We start from the raw sequence: 17,198 nt of genomic DNA, 5'->3' as shown, positions 1-17,198 counted from the left end.
TAAAACGGATAGCTGACAGGAGTGGTTGGATTTATCTTGCCAACGGGAAGGGATTGAAATTTACAGAGGGATTGGTCAATTAGTTGTCTCTACTTCGAATGTGATGGCAACCCGATGAGAATGATGAACGGGATAATCCTATCGGTTTCGAAGTGGGAATTGATAATGACATCACCAAGTCTTTTAGTTCAGAATAAATTTTGGATCCTCTAAGAAAGATAAAACAACGCGTTACCTTTTACAAAGAGTGACGTGATGGCTATTTGATTGTTTGACCCACTTAAAGCTGAGTAAATTTGAATTTTTGAATTAGCTGATGTAGGCTCAATTATGAAAAATAATTAGAAGGAGCGTGCCTTGTGCTAGGATCTTCAAAGTTGGTGTTTCCTGCTCTCTTTTCTTGAGAATGATAACCTTTCTTGCTATAATAGAGACTCAAAATCGACCTTCAAATCGACTTTTGAAAACGACGACCACCAGAACTTATAGCAACGGGACAGTTTTCATCTCAGCCTTAATTTGATTCCTTTCAGCGTTAGATTTCTTGTGATACATCCTTATTCTAAAATGTTTTACATTGATTGGAACTAAAAACAAAGCGAATATAAGAACTTTCCTTTTGAAATATAGGTTCTCAAATCGTACGTTAAAAAACGAAAAGATGGGAGACTTATCATATGATTGATAATTCAAAAACACGTGTCGTTGTCGGCATGAGTGGTGGGGTAGACTCCTCCGTGACAGCCTTACTCCTCAAGGAGCAAGGTTATGATGTTGTCGGTATTTTTATGAAAAACTGGGATGACACTGATGAAAATGGTTTTTGTACAGCTACTGAGGATTATAAAGATGTCGCAGCGGTAGCAGATCAGCTAGGTATTCCTTACTACTCAGTCAACTTTGAAAAAGAATACTGGGATCGAGTATTTGAATACTTCCTAGCAGAATACCGTGCAGGCCGAACACCTAATCCTGATGTCATGTGTAACAAGGAAATCAAGTTTAAGGCTTTTTTAGACTATGCCATGAGCTTGGGAGCGGACTATGTGGCAACAGGGCACTATGCTCAGGTAGTGCGAGATGAGGATGGTACTGTTCACATGTTGCGAGGAGTGGACAACAACAAAGATCAGACTTACTTCCTCAGCCAGTTATCTCAAGAACAACTGCAAAAAACCATGTTTCCGCTTGGGCATTTGCAAAAAGCGCAAGTGCGGGAAATTGCAGAGCGAGCAGGGTTAGCGACAGCTAAAAAGAAAGACTCGACAGGTATTTGCTTCATCGGTGAGAAAAACTTCAAGGAATTTTTGAGCAATTACCTGCCAGCTACCCCAGGCCGGATGATGACCATGGATGGGCAAGATATGGGTGAGCATGCGGGTCTCATGTATTATACAATCGGCCAGCGTGGTGGTCTAGGAATTGGTGGTCAACACGGTGGTGATAATCAACCTTGGTTTGTCGTTGGGAAAGACATCTCGAAGAATATTCTTTATGTTGGCCAAGGTTTCTATCATGAGCATCTCTTGTCAACCTCTTTACAAGCTAGTCAAATCAGCTTTACAAGGAATATTCCAGAGGTTTTTGAACTTGAGTGTACAGCTAAGTTCCGCTATCGTCAACCGGATCAGAAAGTGACTGTTCATGTCAAGGGGGATAAATCTGAGGTCATCTTTGATGAGCTCCAGCGAGCCATTACCCCAGGCCAGGCTGTTGTTTTCTATGATGGTGAGGAGTGCCTAGGAGGTGGCATAATTGACGCTGCGTATAAAGACGGAGTAGCGTGTCAGTATATTTAGAAAAGTTATTTGGTGATTATTGATTATTTTTAAGCAACCCTTTTGGGGTTGTTTTTGTTTAAGAAAACTTTCAGAAAATTTTTAGAATTCTTTCAGAATAAGAGATTATACTTCTCAGCAGAAAGAAGGTAAGAACTATGAAAAAACAAGTTAAAAAATTATTCCCAATTCTCCTAGCTAGTTTGACTTTAGCAGCCTGTCAGCAAGGAGTAGCCAGCCAAACAGGCTCAAGCTCAGCAATCCTTACGTCTACATCAACCGATCAAGCGACTAGTACAGAAGAAGTAACAGCGACAACCGGCTACTTTTCTGATAAGGACCTAGATGCCAGTTATGATGGAGCTTCAGCAAGCAAGATTGAACTCAAAGGTTCAACTGCTACAACTTCAGGAGACGGTGTCAGTCTATCGGGATCTGTCGTGACAATTTCTCAGGCAGGGACCTATATCGTCTCAGGTGAGAGTGATGGCCTACAAATCTTAGTCGAAGCAGCTGATAGTGATGAGGTACAGATTGTCTTAAATGGTGTGACCATGACAGGGACAGATGCTTTGATTGCAGTGTCTAATGCAGATAAGGTTTACTTGACTCTAGCAGAGGGAACGACCAATACCCTCTCAGATAGTGCAGACCGTACGGCGACTGATTTCAGCGCAGCCATTTACAGCAAAAAAGACTTAACCATCAATGGCTCTGGTCAGTTGACGGTTGAGGGTAACTACAACAACGCCATCAAATCTAATGATGATCTTAAAATAACAGGAGGAAACTACAAGTTGACAGCAGCGAAGCATGGTTTGTCAGCCAATGATGCTCTGAATGTTACAGGAGCAACTCTTGATATTGTTGCGACAGAGGATGCCATTCATTCAGATAATGATGAGGACAAAAGTCTTGGTAATCTCTATATCACAAACAGCCATATTACTATCCAAGCCGGTGACGATGCCATTCATGCCAGCAATGAAGCGCTAATGGATAGTGGTACCATCACCATCCAAACCAGTACAGAAGGTATCGAAGGAAAGGTGGTCACTCTAAACGGTGGGACAATTGATATCAAGGCTACAGACGATGGCATCAATGCGAGTGATTGGACAGCAAGTTCATCAGATGTCTACCAAACAGGAGTTGGCATCAACATCAATGGCGGTGATATCAGCATTACCATGGCTTCGGGTGATACCGATGCGATTGATAGTAATGGGGATGTGACAGTTACAGGCGGTACGGTAACTATTTCTGCTCAGTCAGCCTTTGATTTTAATGGCACAGCAACCTATACAGGTGGTGAGATTATGGTTAATGGGCAGACAGTAACCGAGATTACCAACGCCATGATGATGGGGGGACCTGGTGGCGGTATGCCTCATGGCCGTTAACTAACAAAATGATCGAAGAAGAAAGGAATGACGATGAAAAAAGTAACTCAAAAAGAATTCAAACGTATAGAGACTAAGTATCTGGTATCACAGGAGAAACTACCCCTGCTTTTAAAAGATCTAGCGCCTCACCTACAGGCAGATGAGTTTGCCCAGTCTACTATTTCGAGCCTTTATTTTGACACAGAGGATTTTCAGATGATCCAAGATTCCTTAGCCAATAAATACGGCAAAGAAAAATTGCGTCTGAGGACCTACGACACCAGTGCCAATCTTAATGCTCCAGCCTTTTTAGAAATTTAAACAAAAGATTGATGGGGTGGGTCACAAGTACCGTGTGGCAACCACCCCCGAAGGAGCTGGTCAAATGATTGTGAGAGGCGGTTCTGGTTCTGATTGGAAAATGGCACAGCAATTGGCCATACTCCATGAGCGCTACGGCACAATCCAGCCAAAAATGCTGATTCGTTACCAGCGCCAGTCCTTCAAAGGACGTGAGGATAAATCAGTTCGCATTACGTTGGACAAGCATGTAACTTATGGATTGGTTTCTGGTCTGACCTTGGTTGCGCCTTTTGAAGAGGACTTGGTTTCTGACAATCAAGTGATTATGGAAATTAAGGTTGCAGAAACCAATCCAGACTGGCTGGAAGATGTTTTAGCCAAGTACCAACTAGGGAAAACCTCTTTCTCTAAATATGGTCAGGCTTACTGTTTATCCCAAAAGCAAATGAAGACAAGGGAGGTAGCTTATGCTTGATCAGATGTTTCAGAGTGTTCTAAGCTCATCGACCGTTTCAGTGAATCCTGTGTGGTTGTTGGCTTGCCTTCTGACCAGTTTAGCCTTAGGATTTATTCTGACGAGCTTGTATAAACATGATGGTAACTACTCAAAAGATTTTGCCCTGACCTTAGTGGTTTTACCAGCCTTGATTGCGGTTATCATTTTTCTCGTTAATGGTAATCTTGGAACCTCTGTTGCGGTGGCAGGTGCCTTCAGTTTGATTAAGTTTCGTTCTCCAGCTAGTTCTAGTAAGGAATTGCTCCTAGTCTTTATGGCGACAGCTGTTGGTCTAGCGACTGGAATGGGCTACTTGCTCTTAGCTATTTTGATGGCGATGGTTATCGGTGGGGTTCTGTTGACTTTGGAGAAATCAGCCTTCATCCATCAAGCTGCTAACTGGCAGGAAATCACCATTTGTCTTCCTCAAACAGATCCAGATCGTCGAGAAGTCGAGGATTTCGTGGCTCATTTGGGACGATCACCATCACTTGAGACCGTCAAGAGTGGACAAGGTCAATTAGAACTTACCTACCGCGTCTTGACAGGGCTATCCGATCAAGCTTTGCTTGATCATCTACTTTTGATTCAGCCGTCATGGACTGTTAAATTGTCTCGTCGTCTCAAGAAAAAGAAGAGCCTGTAAGTTAGAAAAATGTTACAGAAAGGGGACCGTAACATGAGAAAAGTCAAAAAACATGCCTATGCGATTCTATTTTCCATCGTTTTGTTGATGGCCAATGCCTACGCACTTTTAAAAACCTTTGTTTTAGCAACAGCTGTAGCGACAGTGGTGGAAACACCATCCGTTCAAACCACTCAATTGTCTACGGTAGAAACCACCAGCTCCACCAGCTCTGCTATTAACACAGGCCAAATCACAAGCACTGATACTAGCTACCAGGATGACAACATGAGTGTCACCATTGAGACGTTTCGCCAGAACGATACAACTGCTTATGTGGCGGATGTGACCATCAGCGACCCTAGTTTGCTTAAGACAGCTTTGGCACAGGATACTTATGGGACTAACATTACAGCGACAACATCTAGCATAGCTGCTAGTAAAAATGCGATTTTCGCTGTTAACGGGGACTACTATGGGGCAAATCAGACGGGGTATGTAATCAAAAACGGTGTCCTCTACCGGGATACTGCCCGATCGACTGACTATGAAGACCTCGTCCAGTATACAGATGGTACACTAGGGGTCATTTCAGAAGCTGAAACAACTGCTCAAGCTCTCCTAGATAGTGGTGTTGTCAATACCTTTACCTTTGGTCCAACCTTGATTGAGGACGGAGAGATTACCGTCTCGACTTCAGATGAAGTTGGGCGTGCCATGGCTGATAACCCAAGGACGGCGATTGGTATCATTGAGGAAGAAGATGGATCCCTCCATTATATCTTCGTGGTATCAGACGGCCGTAGTGAGGAAAGCACAGGCCTGAGTCTCTATGAATTAGCGGAAATCATGCAGAGTTATGACGTTGATCTGGCCTATAACTTAGATGGTGGCGGCTCCTCTACTATGTATTTCAACGGTCAAGTCATCAACAAACCGACAACTAACGGTAGTACTATTAAAGAAAGGGCGGTGAGTGATATTGTTTACATTGGTTACAACTAAAACGAAAAAGAAAACGATGATAAGCCTAGTCCTGATAAGCTTGTTTCTGCTCCTCTTCAATCGTATTTATGAGCACTTTAGCTATGGGGAGAGTTCCCTTTATATGAGAGGGATGTTTGCTATTCCATTAGTTGGGGCTCTGGCTTATGGCCTATCCTTCCTTGGTCGGGTATGGCTGAGCAATCGTACCAGCGTCTTGCTCTTTAACTCTAGCCTAGCCATCGCTACCAGTGGTTGCTTGATAAAGGGAATTATTGAGATTTCCGGAAGATCGACCACTATTGATATCCCTTATTGGTGGACAGGTTTTGCCTTTTTGGCTCTCAGTGGACTAGTCTGCTTGCACTCAACAAGAAAACAGGAGGACCTTCTATGATGATCATTATTCCTTCCTATGAACCAGACGAGAAATTAGTCAAGCTGGTAATAGCTTTAAAAACCAATCCAGCTCATCAAATCCTTGTGGTTGATGACGGTAGCGGGCCACGCTATGCCAACCTCTTTGCGACCGTAGCAGAGCTTGGAGCTACTGTCCTGACCCATGAGGTCAATCGTGGAAAGGGAGCAGCTCTCAAAACAGCTTTTGCTTACCTAAAAGAGCGTGCCAATTCAGATGATGTTTTTGTCACTGCAGATAGCGACGGTCAGCATTTGGTGGAGGATATTGACCGAGTTGGTCAAGCAGTAAAGAGAAGCCCTCATCAAATTGTCTTAGGGGCAAGAGCCTTTGTCGGCAAGGTCCCTGCCCGTAGCCGTTTTGGTAACAAGGTCACGGCGGGCCTATTCAAGCTGGTGACCGGACAAGCCATCAGCGATACCCAGACTGGCTTACGTGGCTTTTCCTCCCAGCACCTGGACTGGCTCCTGTCTCTACCAGGTGAGCGATTTGAGTATGAATTTCAGATGCTACTGGACAGCAAGAAGGCTGGTTTTACCCTAGTCGAGGTACCCATTGAGACAATCTATATTGAAGAGAACAAGTCTTCACACTTCCGACCGATTCAGGATTCTGTTCGAATCTATGCCCCGTTCCTCACCTTTATGGCAAGTAGTTGCGCAGCTGCGCTCTTAGATATAGGCTTACTCTTCCTTCTAATGACCCTCACCAATAATCTCCTTGTATCGGTCATTTTATCCCGTCTAGCTAGTGCTGGTTTCCAATATTTGCTCAATGCTCACCTAGTCTTTCGTCAGAAAGAACAGAATTTGACCCCTATTATGCGTTATGGTTTGTTAGTTGTTGCTTTATTGGTATGCAATGCCTTTATGCTACAGGGGCTAGTTAAACTAGGTATTGGCCTGCTTTTAGCTAAAATCATGACAGAAATCTTCCTATTTTTGGTCAGTTACCGCATGCAACAAACGGTGGTATTTGGTTAGAAGGTTTAATCTGGAGTATTTTACTAATCACGATAGACGGGTGAAGAAACTTCGTTATTTGGATAATAGCTGTTTGTGAAATGCCCTGTATTTAAGCTAAAATTTTATACGAATTGACAATCGGGGATCAACGAAAATGTTTTGAAAAAATGGATGTAGTTATAAGGATACATTCATTTTCTTCATACCGTCAATTACTATTCATTGACAACTCCCTTACTTTTCTGCTACAATAACCTTAACAATGCGATGAAAGTCAAAGCTCATTGTCTTGTACGTTCGAGAACCTAACTGGTCAAGTTCACCATCTTGGCACTTGTTTTCCTGTCTATCAGTGTTAAAAATGCTTAGCATGCGCTTAGTATGCTGTCAGATTTTTTGCCAAGATAGCCAGAAAAGCAACCACCAATCTTGTAAACTTAACTTCAGTGACGTAGGTTCTGGCGTGCAATGATGAACTAGCTTTGGCTTTTTCTGACGACTGGAGGTGACCCATGGATTTTAGAACAACAATAGACCATAAGACGTTCGGCGTTCGAGCAACAGCGCTGTTGGTTAGGGGCAATCAGATTTATCTCGCCAAATCGCCTGCTGGACAATATTACTGCATTGGTGGTGCGATTACTGTCGGTGAAACGACTGAAGAAGCTGTCCGACGTGAGGTGCGTGAGGAAGTTGGCTGTGAAATAAGTGTCGATCAGTTGGCCTTTGTCGTTGAAACCACCTTCTGTCAACCTGATGTCAATGTTCATACCATTGAATTTCATTACCTTGTCACACCCGTTACTGAGCCAAGTCCTAGCTTGAGGGAAAATGGAACACCTCGTGAGTGTGAGTGGATGGACATTGACAAGCTTGACAAGATTGATTTAAGACCTGCCTTCCTCAAAACAGCTCTCAAAGATTTGGACGGTCAGGTCAAGCATGTTGTCAGTATGGAGGGAAAAGATGGATTTTAGAACGAGGCAAGATGATTACTTCTTTTGGGTCAGAGCAACCGCTTTAATTGTTCGAGATGGTTGTATTTATCTTTGTCAGTCACCAGATGGTGGTTATCATTCTATTGGTGGTGCGATTGCGGTCGGTGAAACGACTGAGGACGCTGTCCGACGCGAGGTGCGTGAGGAGCTTGGTTGTGACATACAGGTAGACCAATTAGCCTTTGTTGTGGAAAATTATTTTGAGTCGGATCACAAAAAGGTTCATCGTATTGAGTTTCAGTACCTTGTCACCCCGCTTTCTGAGCCTAATCGGATGTTGGTAGAGGGAGACACCCAACGCCGTTGTGAATGGCTCCCTATTGACCAGTTGGATACTATTGATGTGAAGCCCGCTTTTCTCAAGACCGCTCTAAAAAACTGGGACGGTCAGGTCAAGCATGTGGTGAATAGGGAGGGAACATCAAATGAGCGTTAGGTTAATCGCCCATGTGTTCGTGACGGTTGATGATGAGGTACTTATCATTCAACGCTCTGCTATTAAGCGAGGAAAAGACAATGTCTATCCAAGATTTTGGGACATTCCGGGTGGTGGTGTTGAGTTTGGTGAGCTGCCAAGAAAGGCTGCGATTAGAGAATGCCGTGAGGAGACAGGAATTGATCTTTCTAATCAGGCATTAGACATCATTCATGAGGATAGTCAATTTGACCGGGACAAGCAAACGGTATTTACACGGTTGGTCTATCATGTTCGCTTACCAGAAAAACCGACGGTCATTCAGCTGGACCCAGAAGAACATACTGATTTCTTTTGGTTGAAAAAAGAGGAGGTACAGACCAAAAAATTGGTGCCCTACCTAGAAAGGATTTTAGAAAAAAGAAAACCATGACACACAACTTTACAGAACAATACGACATTATCGTTATCGGGGCTGGTCACGCTGGGGTCGAGGCGAGTCTGGCTGCCAGCCGTATGGGGGCTAAGACCCTCCTTGCCACCCTCAATGTTGATATGCTGGCCTTTATGCCCTGCAACCCTTCTGTTGGCGGCTCTGCCAAGGGCATTGTCGTTCGCGAGATTGACGCTCTGGGGGGCGAGATGGGGCGCAACATCGACAAGTCCTATATCCAGATGAAGATGCTCAACACCGGCAAAGGCCCTGCTGTCCGTGCGCTTCGTGCTCAGGCAGACAAGGCGCTCTACGCCCAGCTGATGAAGCAAACCGTTGAGCGCCAAGAGAACCTCACGCTTCGCCAGTCCGAGATTGCCGAGGTTTTGGTGGACAATGGGCAGGTCATCGGTGTGAAGACAGCCACTGGACAGGCCTTTTCGTCAGCAGCGGTCGTTGTCACCACAGGGACAGCCCTGCGGGGGGAAATCATCATCGGAGACCTCAAGTATTCGTCTGGTCCAAATAATAGCTTAGCGTCTGTCAAGCTGGCGGACAACCTCAAAGAGCTAGGACTAGAAATCGGTCGCTTCAAGACAGGGACGCCGCCACGTATCAAGGCGTCCTCTATCGACTACTCGGTGACCGAAATCCAGCCAGGAGATGACAAGCCCAATCACTTCTCCTTCCTGTCCAAGGACGAGGACTATGTGACCGACCAAGTGCCTTGCTGGCTGACCTATACCAATGAGACCAGCCACCAGATTATCAATGACAACCTCCACCGAGCCCCGATGTTTTCAGGTGTGGTCAAGGGCGTCGGACCTCGCTACTGCCCATCCATCGAGGATAAGATTTTCCGCTTTGCCGACAAGGAACGGCACCAGCTCTTCCTTGAGCCAGAAGGCCGAAACACGGAAGAAATCTACGTTCAAGGGTTGTCCACCAGCCTACCTGAAGATGTTCAAAAAGAACTGCTCCACTCCATCAGGGGCTTAGAAAATGCAGAGATGATGCGGACAGGCTATGCCATCGAGTACGATATCGTTCTGCCTCACCAGCTCCGTGCGACCTTGGAGACCAAGTCCATCAGCGGTCTTTTCACAGCAGGTCAGACCAATGGCACATCGGGTTATGAAGAAGCCGCTGGACAGGGCTTGATAGCAGGGATTAACGCTGCGCTCAAGGTCCAGGGCAAGCCTGAGATGATTTTGGGACGGAGTGATGGCTATATCGGGGTCATGATCGATGATCTCGTGACCAAGGGGACGCTGGAGCCTTACCGTCTCTTGACCTCACGGGCAGAGTATCGCCTCATTCTCCGCCATGACAATGCCGACATGCGATTGACACCGATTGGTCGCAAAGTTGGACTGGTAGCCGATGACCGCTGGGCTATGTTCCAAGAAAAGAAAGACCAGTTTGACCGTGAGATGGCACGTCTTGCCAGCATCAAGCTCAAACCCGTCAAGGAGACTAATGAGCAGGTTCAAGCCCTTGGCTTCAAGCCGTTGACCGATGCCATGACGGCTAAGGACTTCATGCGCCGACCTGAGATTGACTATGCTGTGGTGACCCAGTTTGTCGGTGAAGCGGCGGAGCCGATGGACAGTAAGGTGATTGAGCTGATCGAAACCGAGATTAAGTACGAGGGCTATATTGCTAAAGCGCTCGATCAGGTGGACAAGATGAAGCGCATGGAAGAAAAGCGGATTCCAGCTGACATTGACTGGGATGACATCGACTCTATTGCCACAGAGGCGCGTGATAAATTCAAGAAAATCAATCCAGAAACCATCGGCCAAGCCAGTCGGATTTCAGGGGTCAACCCAGCAGACATTTCAATCCTCATGGTCTATTTGGAGGGCAAAGGGCGGTCAATAACAAAGAAAAATGGCAAGTAAAGATTGGTTTACAAAAAATTGACATACTGTAAACCTTAATAGACACCTTAGTAAACCAGTAAAAGAGGACGAGCAATTGCTATTTAGGTAATGTCTAGCGCTACTCTTCATGCTTATATCAATGGACAGGATAGAGAACTTGTCTAAAAAATCTACAAAGCTGAAAAATGTATGCTCTTAAACGATAAGGGGCATACATTTTCTTTATGTGTCTCTCTGAAAATAATAAGCAAACATAGCTTTTTCCCCTATTGTGTGGTAAAATAACACCTAAGAGGAAAAAAATGAAACAGTTTCGATTTACGATTAGCCATTTTATCATAATTGGTTTACTCCTGCTAGGTTTGATTGGACTTGCTGTCAATTTAGAGACTCGTCCAGCCATCTTGTTTTTGCTTGGTTTGTTTATCGTCATTGTCTTTCTAGCGCTGCTCATTTACCAAAATAAGATATATGAGTCAGATGAACTGGAGAAGATTAAGTACATTAATCAACAAGCTGAAAATAGTATGATCTCCCTGTTAGAGAATCTTCCTGTCGGGGTTATTAAAATGTCTGAGAATGATGAAGAGATCGAGTGGTTTAATCCTTTTGCAGAGTTGATCTTTACGCGAGAGGATGGTAGTTTTGATCAAGGGCGTTTTAAGGAAATTATGGCTGTAGGTCTGGATAAATCAAGGATATACGCCCATTTTTCAGGAAAACGTTACATCGTTCATACCGATCCACAGAGCCATCTTTTTTACTTCTTTGATGTTTCTTCAGAGTACAAGGCGACCCAGGAGATGACGGCACTTAGGCCAGTTATTGGGGTTATCGGCGTTGATAATTATGATGATTTAGAAGATGTGATTTCTGACTCAGATATTAGTCAAATTAATAGTTTTGTGGCTAATTTTGTCAAGGAATTTACGGATAAACACCAAATTTTCTACCGTCGTATTGACATGGACCGCTTCTTTTTGATGACGGACTACGCTGTCTTGGACCGCTTGATTGAAGATAAGTTCTCAGTTATTGACGAATTTCGGACGGAGGCTAGAGCTAGAGATTTATCCTTGACGCTTAGTATGGGCTTAGCTTTTGGGGACCATAATCATTTAGATATTGGTCAGTTAGCGGTCCAAAATTTGAATATGGCAGAAGTCCGTGGTGGTGACCAGGTTGTGATTCAAGAAAATGCTGAAGGAAAATCCCCTATTTATTTCGGTGGTAATTCGGCATCAACTGTAAAACGAACCAGAACCCGTACTAGGGCTATGATGTCTGCTATTTCAGATAAGATCAAGTCTGTGGATCAGGTTTTTGTTGTTGGGCACCGAAATTTAGATATGGATGCTCTGGGTTCCACAATTGGGATGCAGTGTTTTGCGCAGAATATCTTACCTCAGTCATACGCTGTTTATGACGAACTAGGTATGTCTAGTGATGTTGAGCGTGCTATTCGACGTCTAAAGGAAGAGGAAACGCCTAATCTGATTAGCGTTGACGAGGCCTTAAATTTGGTGACTAGTCAGTCACTTTTGATAATGGTCGATCACTCAAAGACGAGTTTAACCTTATCTGAAGAACTCTATGGACGCTTTAGCCAAGTGATTGTGGTGGATCATCATCGCAGGGATAGTGACTTCCCAGGCAATGCAGTGATCAGTTATATTGAAAGTGGTGCAAGCAGTGCTAGTGAATTGGTCACAGAGCTTCTCCAGTTCCAGAATGGGAAAAAGTCGCGCCTGAGTCGGTTGCAGGCTAGTCTTTTGATGGCTGGGATTATGCTGGATACAAAGAATTTTTCATCTCGTGTAACAAGCCGGACATTTGATGTTGCCAGTTACTTGCGCAGTTGTGGGAGTGATAGCTTAGAGATCCAGATGATTTCAGCAACGGATTTTGAAGATTATCGCCACATTAACCAGTTGATTTTGAAAGGTGAACGGGTTCAGCCTGATATCATCATAGTCAAAGCGGAACCTGATGAGGTTTACGATGTGGTTGTAGCCAGTAAAGCTGCGGACACGCTTCTGTCTATGTCAGATATTGAAGCATCTTTCGTGGTTTACCACAAGGCGCAAGATTGCGTTGCTATCTCAGCCCGCAGTCGGGGTAAGATTAATGTTCAAAAAATCATGGAAAACATGGGCGGTGGTGGCCATTTTGGCTTAGCAGCTACTCAAATCGCGGACCAATCAATTGACCAAGTTTACCAAGAACTTCTCAGTCAACTAGACCAAGTGAGTCGAGAAGTGAGTGAAGTATAGGAGGATATCATGAAAGTTATTTTTTTAGCAGATGTTAAGGGTAAAGGGAAAAAAGGTGAGATCAAAGAAGTTCCGACTGGCTATGCCCAAAACTTTTTGATTAAGAAAAATTTAGCCAAGGAAGCTACCGCACAGGCTGTGGGTGAACTGCGCGGTCAGGAAAAAGCAAAAGAAAAAGCCCATGCGGAATTGGTTGCCGAGGCAGAAGCCATCAAGGCACAATTGGCTCAAGAAACGACAGTGGTGAAATTTTCTGAGAAGGTAGGTCCCGATGGGAGGACTTTCGGATCAATTACCAGCAAAAAGATTGCAGAAGAACTTGAGAAACAATTCGGGATTAAGCTTGATAAACGTCATATTAAACTGGATCATCCGTTGCGCTCAGTGGGTCCGATCGATGTGCCTGTCAAGATCTATCAAGAGATTAGTGGCGTTATTCGCTTGTATGTGCATGAAGCCTAAGGCTTTATAAAGGAGAGGAAGATGGCAGAGCTGGATGAATTGCGGGTCCAACCGCAAGATATTTTAGCTGAACAGTCAGTCCTAGGTGCGATATTTATTGATGAGAGCAAACTTGTTTTCGTCCGTGAATACATTGATGCTAGGGACTTCTTTAAGTATGCCCACCAGCTGATCTTTCAAGCTATGGTGGCTTTGGCGGAGCGAGGGGATGCCATTGATGCAACGACCTTACGCAATTATCTGGATGATAAGGGAGATCTTCAAAACATAGGCGGCATCAGTTACTTGGTAGAGATAGTCAACGCTGTGCCAACCTCTGCCAATGCTGAATATTATGCCAAGATTGTTGCTGAAAAGGCTAGTCTAAGGCGATTGATAGGTAGCTTGACAGACTCTGTCAACTTAGCCTATGAAGCCTCAGAAGGTGCTGATGATATCATTGCACGGACGGAGAAAGCCTTAATCGATATCGGAGAAGGTGCCAGTAGAAGTGGGTTTAAGCGCATCGATGACATCCTCAATATCAATTTTGAATCTTTGGAAAAGCGTTCCCAGCAGACATCGGATATCACAGGGATTGCAACAGGTTATCCTGATCTTGACCATATGACCACAGGTTTACATGAAGAAGAGTTGATCATCTTAGCAGCTCGTCCAGCTGTCGGTAAGACAGCCTTTGCCTTAAACATTGCTCAAAACATTGCTACTAAGCAGGATAAAACTGTCGCTATTTTCTCACTGGAAATGGGTGCGGAGAGTCTGGTTGACCGGATGCTAGCTGCAGAAGGGGTTATCAATTCCCATTCGCTAAGGACTGGTCAGTTGACAGAAGAAGAATGGCAAAAAGTAACAATAGCTCAGGCACAATTAGCTAGGGCTTCCATTTATATTGATGATACCCCAGGGATTAAGATTACCGAGATTCGGGCCAGATCACGTAAATTGGCTCAGGAAACAAAGAATCTTGGCTTAATCTTGATTGACTATTTGCAGTTGATTACAGGGACTGGGCGGGAAAACCGTCAGCAAGAGGTTTCTGAAATTTCTCGTCAGTTAAAGATTTTGGCAAAGGAATTAAAGGTGCCAGTTATTGCCCTCAGTCAGCTCTCACGTGGGGTAGAGCAACGGCAGGACAAACGTCCCGTACTCTCGGATATTCGGGAATCGGGATCTATTGAGCAGGATGCGGATATTGTAGCTTTCCTTTATCGAGACGATTACTATGAGCGGGGCGATGATGAGGATGCCATCCCAGATAATACCGTTGAAGTTATTATTGAGAAAAACCGTTCGGGTGCTCGTGGCACAGTTAAACTAAATTTCCTAAAAGAATACAATAAATTTTCAAGCATATCAAGAAGAGAGGATGGCTATTAGATGAGTGATGCATTTACAGATGTTGCAAAAATGAAGCAAATCAAGGAAGATATTAAAAATAATGAAGGAAAGCTGGTTGAGTTAACCTTAGAAAATGGACGAAAGCGTGAGAAAAATAAAATTGGCCGCTTAATTGAGGTTTACCAGTCACTCTTCATCGTTGAGTATGAAGATGAAACCAAACCAGAAGGTGACGCAGCCCGTCATTACGTCGAGTCCTATACTTATTCAGACATTTTAACCGAAAAAAACCTGATCCGCTATATTGAATCAGAGTAAACCTTAGTTGACAGAAACTTGACAGTTCTGTCAACTTTTGTTTTTTAGCAATAGAACAGAAGACGTTTCCGTTTGTCGCTGGGATACCAAGCTATATATCAGTGTATTTGTAGGTTAAAAAATGTGTTTTTGGCGACTGTCTTTGGAAGTGGGATACTGTAAAGCCTATTACGATACTAGACTCGGACAAAACCTCGGACAAGTAAAAAAAGAGGTCAAAAAAAGCCCGATAAATCAGGCTTTTGTGCTGTAAAAGCGGATACCCCCTGCAGGGCTCGAACCTGCGACCCATAGATTAAGAGTCTACTGCTCTACCAACTGAGCTAAGGAGGCAAAATGCTGTATTGGTGCCGGTGATTCATGGTTTGTATTGAACCCGCACGAAATAGCAGGTGGGTGACTCGCTCCAACTGAAGCTGCTTCCGCGTGAAACGGCCTGCGCGCTGTTAGATGACTTCTGTCTCCCATATAAATACAAAAATTTGTTCGGTCAACACTGTTGTATGAATTCGCACACCACAGCAATCTCTATCTAATATGTTACCACTTTTTTAAAAAATTTCAAGAGGTAATTGTAAAAAATTTAAGGCGCTTTCTTGAGTTGGTCAATCCGTTCTTTATTGGCAGCTAGAGCACGCTCGTATTTACCGGTCTGATTGGGCGTAAAATAACGGGTGTTCCGTAATTTTTCTGGTAAATAGTCTTGATTGACCCACTTTTCAGGGTAGGCATGGGGGTACTTGTAATGAAGACCATTTCCTAGTTCTTTACTGCCTGCGTAATGGGCATCTCGTAAATGTTTTGGAATAGGGAGAGACCCTTTGCTACGAAGGTCAGAAAGCGCCTGATCCATAGCTAGATAGGCAGAGTTTGATTTTGGGGAAAGTGCTAAGTCAATCACGACATTGGCGATCAGAATCCGAGCTTCTGGGAATCCAATCCTTTGGGCAGCTTCGAGAGCTGTTACGGTATGAATCTGAGCTTCTGGATTGGCTAGGCCGATGTCTTCGTAGGCAATGACAGTCAACCGACGAGCCAGACTCGGCAGATCCCCTGCTTCAATTAAGCGAGCAGCGTAGTGAAGGCTAGCATCTACATCGCTTCCTCGGATAGATTTTTGGAGTGCGGATAGAATATCATAGTGAGCGTCTCCATCTCTGTCCATGCTGATGTAAGAACGCTGTAGGCTATTCTGAATAGCCTCCTGGTCAATATGGCGAAGCCCAGTCTCGTCTGGTGTGGTTGATAGGACAGCAAGTTCTAGGGAATTATAGGCAGAACGCAGGTCCCCATTGGTCGAAGTAGCAATGACATCAAGCACTTGATCATCTAGTTTTACCTCAAAGTTAAACCCACGCTCCCTATCTGTCAAGGCTGTTTGGAGAGCGTTTTTGACTTGTTCGACCGTGAGCGGCTCTAGCTCAAAGATTTGTACCCGACTGCGGATAGCGGGCGTAACGGAGAAAAAGGGGTTTTCAGTGGTTGCCCCGATCATGGTAATCAAGCCGTTTTCCAAAAGTGGGAGTAAAAAATCTTGCTTGGTCTTGTCTAACCGGTGAATTTCGTCTAAAAGAAGGACTAGCCCTCCTGAAAACTTTGCTTCTTCAGCGATGGTTTGAAGATCTTTTTTGCTATCAACGGTAGCGTTAAAGGTGCGAAAGGCATACTTGGTTGTCCCCGCGATAGCGGCTGCGATTGAGGTTTTACCGATACCAGGTGGTCCATATAGGATCATAGATGACAGACGTTTAGCTTCGACCATGCGACGGATGATTTTACCAGGTCCAACCAGATGGTCTTGGCCGATAACGTGATCGATGGTTTGGGGACGCATACGGAGAGCGAGACTAGTTTGCATAAGGATTTCCTTTCTGATTTTATTATACCATTTGATAGGCAAGAGATGAACTCTTGGCGCAGTTAAAACCGATTTTAGTGGCCAAGGGCTATCAAAACTTCCCAAAGAGTCCCTTTCTTGTCTATTTACTGAAAGCCGCTTGGGAGATTATTAGCCTTTTAAAGGAAGGAGACCATTGTCGGTTCAAGTTTTTTGCCTTTGGGCTTATCAGCGGGTGCTCAAGTTGATATGTGGTAAAATGTGAGTAGCAAGAGAAAATGGAG

At 44.4% G+C, this 17,198-nt stretch carries 17 protein-coding genes, 1 tRNA gene and 1 other RNA gene; 16 read left to right on the top strand and 3 right to left on the bottom strand.

All coding sequences use genetic code 11. The features are described from left to right. The first annotated feature begins 677 nt into the window (after nt 1-677). The 16 genes from mnmA to HF992_RS06955 all read left to right on the top strand — a co-directional run bounded on the left by mnmA (nt 678) and on the right by HF992_RS06955 (nt 15,077). Complete coding sequence (gene mnmA / locus HF992_RS07025; protein WP_168549345.1) at nt 678-1,799, top strand: tRNA 2-thiouridine(34) synthase MnmA; 1,122 nt, start codon at nt 678-680, stop codon at nt 1,797-1,799. Between the two features lie 137 nt (nt 1,800-1,936). Further along, entirely contained in the window at nt 1,937-3,181 is a 1,245-nt protein-coding gene (locus HF992_RS07020; protein WP_168549344.1) for a carbohydrate-binding domain-containing protein, read from the top strand. 27 nt (nt 3,182-3,208) lie between these two features. Beyond that, nucleotides 3,209-3,484, top strand: a complete 276-nt coding sequence (locus tag HF992_RS12020) for a VTC domain-containing protein (RefSeq protein ID WP_246201262.1) — start codon at nt 3,209-3,211, stop codon at nt 3,482-3,484. Between the two features lie 64 nt (nt 3,485-3,548). Then, entirely contained in the window at nt 3,549-3,941 is a 393-nt protein-coding gene (locus tag HF992_RS12015; protein WP_246201261.1) for a VTC domain-containing protein, read from the top strand. Continuing rightward, nucleotides 3,934-4,608, top strand: a complete 675-nt coding sequence (locus tag HF992_RS07010; RefSeq protein ID WP_168549343.1) for a DUF4956 domain-containing protein — start codon at nt 3,934-3,936, stop codon at nt 4,606-4,608. The genes HF992_RS12015 and HF992_RS07010 overlap by 8 nt, the downstream gene beginning before the upstream one ends. A 33-nt stretch (nt 4,609-4,641) precedes the next feature. Next, entirely contained in the window at nt 4,642-5,592 is a 951-nt protein-coding gene (locus HF992_RS07005) for a phosphodiester glycosidase family protein (RefSeq protein ID WP_168549342.1), read from the top strand. Between the two features lie 103 nt (nt 5,593-5,695). Further along, entirely contained in the window at nt 5,696-5,968 is a 273-nt protein-coding gene (locus HF992_RS07000) for a CrcB family protein (protein ID WP_246201260.1), read from the top strand. Continuing rightward, a complete protein-coding gene (locus HF992_RS06995) occupies nt 5,965-6,972 on the top strand; it encodes a glycosyltransferase (protein ID WP_168549340.1) in 1,008 nt (335 codons plus the stop codon). Before HF992_RS07000 ends, HF992_RS06995 begins: the two co-directional genes overlap by 4 nt. A gap of 494 nt (nt 6,973-7,466) precedes the next feature. After that, nucleotides 7,467-7,931 (top strand): NUDIX hydrolase, encoded by a 465-nt coding sequence (locus tag HF992_RS06990; RefSeq protein ID WP_168549339.1) that lies wholly within the window; start codon nt 7,467-7,469, stop codon nt 7,929-7,931. Then, nucleotides 7,921-8,388 (top strand): NUDIX hydrolase, encoded by a 468-nt coding sequence (locus tag HF992_RS06985; RefSeq protein WP_168549338.1) that lies wholly within the window; start codon nt 7,921-7,923, stop codon nt 8,386-8,388. The genes HF992_RS06990 and HF992_RS06985 overlap by 11 nt, the downstream gene beginning before the upstream one ends. Continuing rightward, a complete protein-coding gene (locus HF992_RS06980; RefSeq protein ID WP_168549337.1) occupies nt 8,378-8,800 on the top strand; it encodes an NUDIX hydrolase in 423 nt (140 codons plus the stop codon). The genes HF992_RS06985 and HF992_RS06980 overlap by 11 nt, the downstream gene beginning before the upstream one ends. After that, entirely contained in the window at nt 8,797-10,704 is a 1,908-nt protein-coding gene (gene mnmG / locus HF992_RS06975) for a tRNA uridine-5-carboxymethylaminomethyl(34) synthesis enzyme MnmG (RefSeq protein WP_168549336.1), read from the top strand. Before HF992_RS06980 ends, mnmG begins: the two co-directional genes overlap by 4 nt. 284 nt (nt 10,705-10,988) lie before the next feature. Then, nucleotides 10,989-12,959, top strand: coding sequence for a GGDEF domain-containing protein (locus HF992_RS06970; protein ID WP_168549335.1), 1,971 nt, complete (start codon nt 10,989-10,991; stop codon nt 12,957-12,959). A 9-nt stretch (nt 12,960-12,968) separates the two neighbouring features. Beyond that, on the top strand, nt 12,969-13,421 hold the full coding sequence (gene rplI / locus HF992_RS06965; protein WP_168549334.1) for a 50S ribosomal protein L9: 453 nt from the start codon (nt 12,969-12,971) through the stop codon (nt 13,419-13,421). Nucleotides 13,422-13,442: 21 nt separating this feature from the next. Continuing rightward, nucleotides 13,443-14,798, top strand: a complete 1,356-nt coding sequence (dnaB, locus tag HF992_RS06960) for a replicative DNA helicase (RefSeq protein ID WP_168549333.1) — start codon at nt 13,443-13,445, stop codon at nt 14,796-14,798. Next, nucleotides 14,799-15,077, top strand: coding sequence for a Veg family protein (locus HF992_RS06955; RefSeq protein WP_168549332.1), 279 nt, complete (start codon nt 14,799-14,801; stop codon nt 15,075-15,077). 260 nt (nt 15,078-15,337) lie between these two features. Here HF992_RS06955 and HF992_RS06950 read toward each other — a convergent pair. From HF992_RS06950 to HF992_RS06940, 3 genes are all read right to left on the bottom strand, one after another. Further along, nucleotides 15,338-15,410: transfer RNA gene (locus HF992_RS06950), tRNA-Lys, on the bottom strand. Next, a non-coding RNA gene (ssrS, locus tag HF992_RS06945) (6S RNA) lies at nt 15,410-15,605 on the bottom strand. Before ssrS ends, HF992_RS06950 begins: the two co-directional genes overlap by 1 nt. 55 nt (nt 15,606-15,660) lie before the next feature. After that, entirely contained in the window at nt 15,661-16,935 is a 1,275-nt protein-coding gene (locus tag HF992_RS06940) for a replication-associated recombination protein A (protein ID WP_168549331.1), read from the bottom strand. Nucleotides 16,936-17,198: the final 263 nt, after the last annotated feature.

The sequence above is a fragment of the Streptococcus ovuberis genome, assembly GCF_012396585.1.
Taxonomy (GTDB): Bacteria; Bacillota; Bacilli; order Lactobacillales; family Streptococcaceae; genus Streptococcus; species Streptococcus ovuberis.
The sequence above is the reverse complement of the archived record's forward strand: the minus strand, read 5'-3'. Positions and strand labels throughout refer to the sequence as shown.

Coding starts and splice junctions, on each gene's coding strand:
- mnmA (WP_168549345.1), top strand. CDS start 678: ATGATTGATAATTCAAAAACACGTGTCGTTGTCGGCATGAGTGGTGGG.
- HF992_RS07020 (WP_168549344.1), top strand. CDS start 1,937: ATGAAAAAACAAGTTAAAAAATTATTCCCAATTCTCCTAGCTAGTTTG.
- HF992_RS12020 (WP_246201262.1), top strand. CDS start 3,209: ATGACGATGAAAAAAGTAACTCAAAAAGAATTCAAACGTATAGAGACT.
- HF992_RS12015 (WP_246201261.1), top strand. CDS start 3,549: ATGATTGTGAGAGGCGGTTCTGGTTCTGATTGGAAAATGGCACAGCAA.
- HF992_RS07010 (WP_168549343.1), top strand. CDS start 3,934: ATGCTTGATCAGATGTTTCAGAGTGTTCTAAGCTCATCGACCGTTTCA.
- HF992_RS07005 (WP_168549342.1), top strand. CDS start 4,642: ATGAGAAAAGTCAAAAAACATGCCTATGCGATTCTATTTTCCATCGTT.
- HF992_RS07000 (WP_246201260.1), top strand. CDS start 5,696: ATGAGAGGGATGTTTGCTATTCCATTAGTTGGGGCTCTGGCTTATGGC.
- HF992_RS06995 (WP_168549340.1), top strand. CDS start 5,965: ATGATGATCATTATTCCTTCCTATGAACCAGACGAGAAATTAGTCAAG.
- HF992_RS06990 (WP_168549339.1), top strand. CDS start 7,467: ATGGATTTTAGAACAACAATAGACCATAAGACGTTCGGCGTTCGAGCA.
- HF992_RS06985 (WP_168549338.1), top strand. CDS start 7,921: ATGGATTTTAGAACGAGGCAAGATGATTACTTCTTTTGGGTCAGAGCA.
- HF992_RS06980 (WP_168549337.1), top strand. CDS start 8,378: ATGAGCGTTAGGTTAATCGCCCATGTGTTCGTGACGGTTGATGATGAG.
- mnmG (WP_168549336.1), top strand. CDS start 8,797: ATGACACACAACTTTACAGAACAATACGACATTATCGTTATCGGGGCT.
- HF992_RS06970 (WP_168549335.1), top strand. CDS start 10,989: ATGAAACAGTTTCGATTTACGATTAGCCATTTTATCATAATTGGTTTA.
- rplI (WP_168549334.1), top strand. CDS start 12,969: ATGAAAGTTATTTTTTTAGCAGATGTTAAGGGTAAAGGGAAAAAAGGT.
- dnaB (WP_168549333.1), top strand. CDS start 13,443: ATGGCAGAGCTGGATGAATTGCGGGTCCAACCGCAAGATATTTTAGCT.
- HF992_RS06955 (WP_168549332.1), top strand. CDS start 14,799: ATGAGTGATGCATTTACAGATGTTGCAAAAATGAAGCAAATCAAGGAA.
- HF992_RS06940 (WP_168549331.1), bottom strand. CDS start 16,935: ATGCAAACTAGTCTCGCTCTCCGTATGCGTCCCCAAACCATCGATCAC.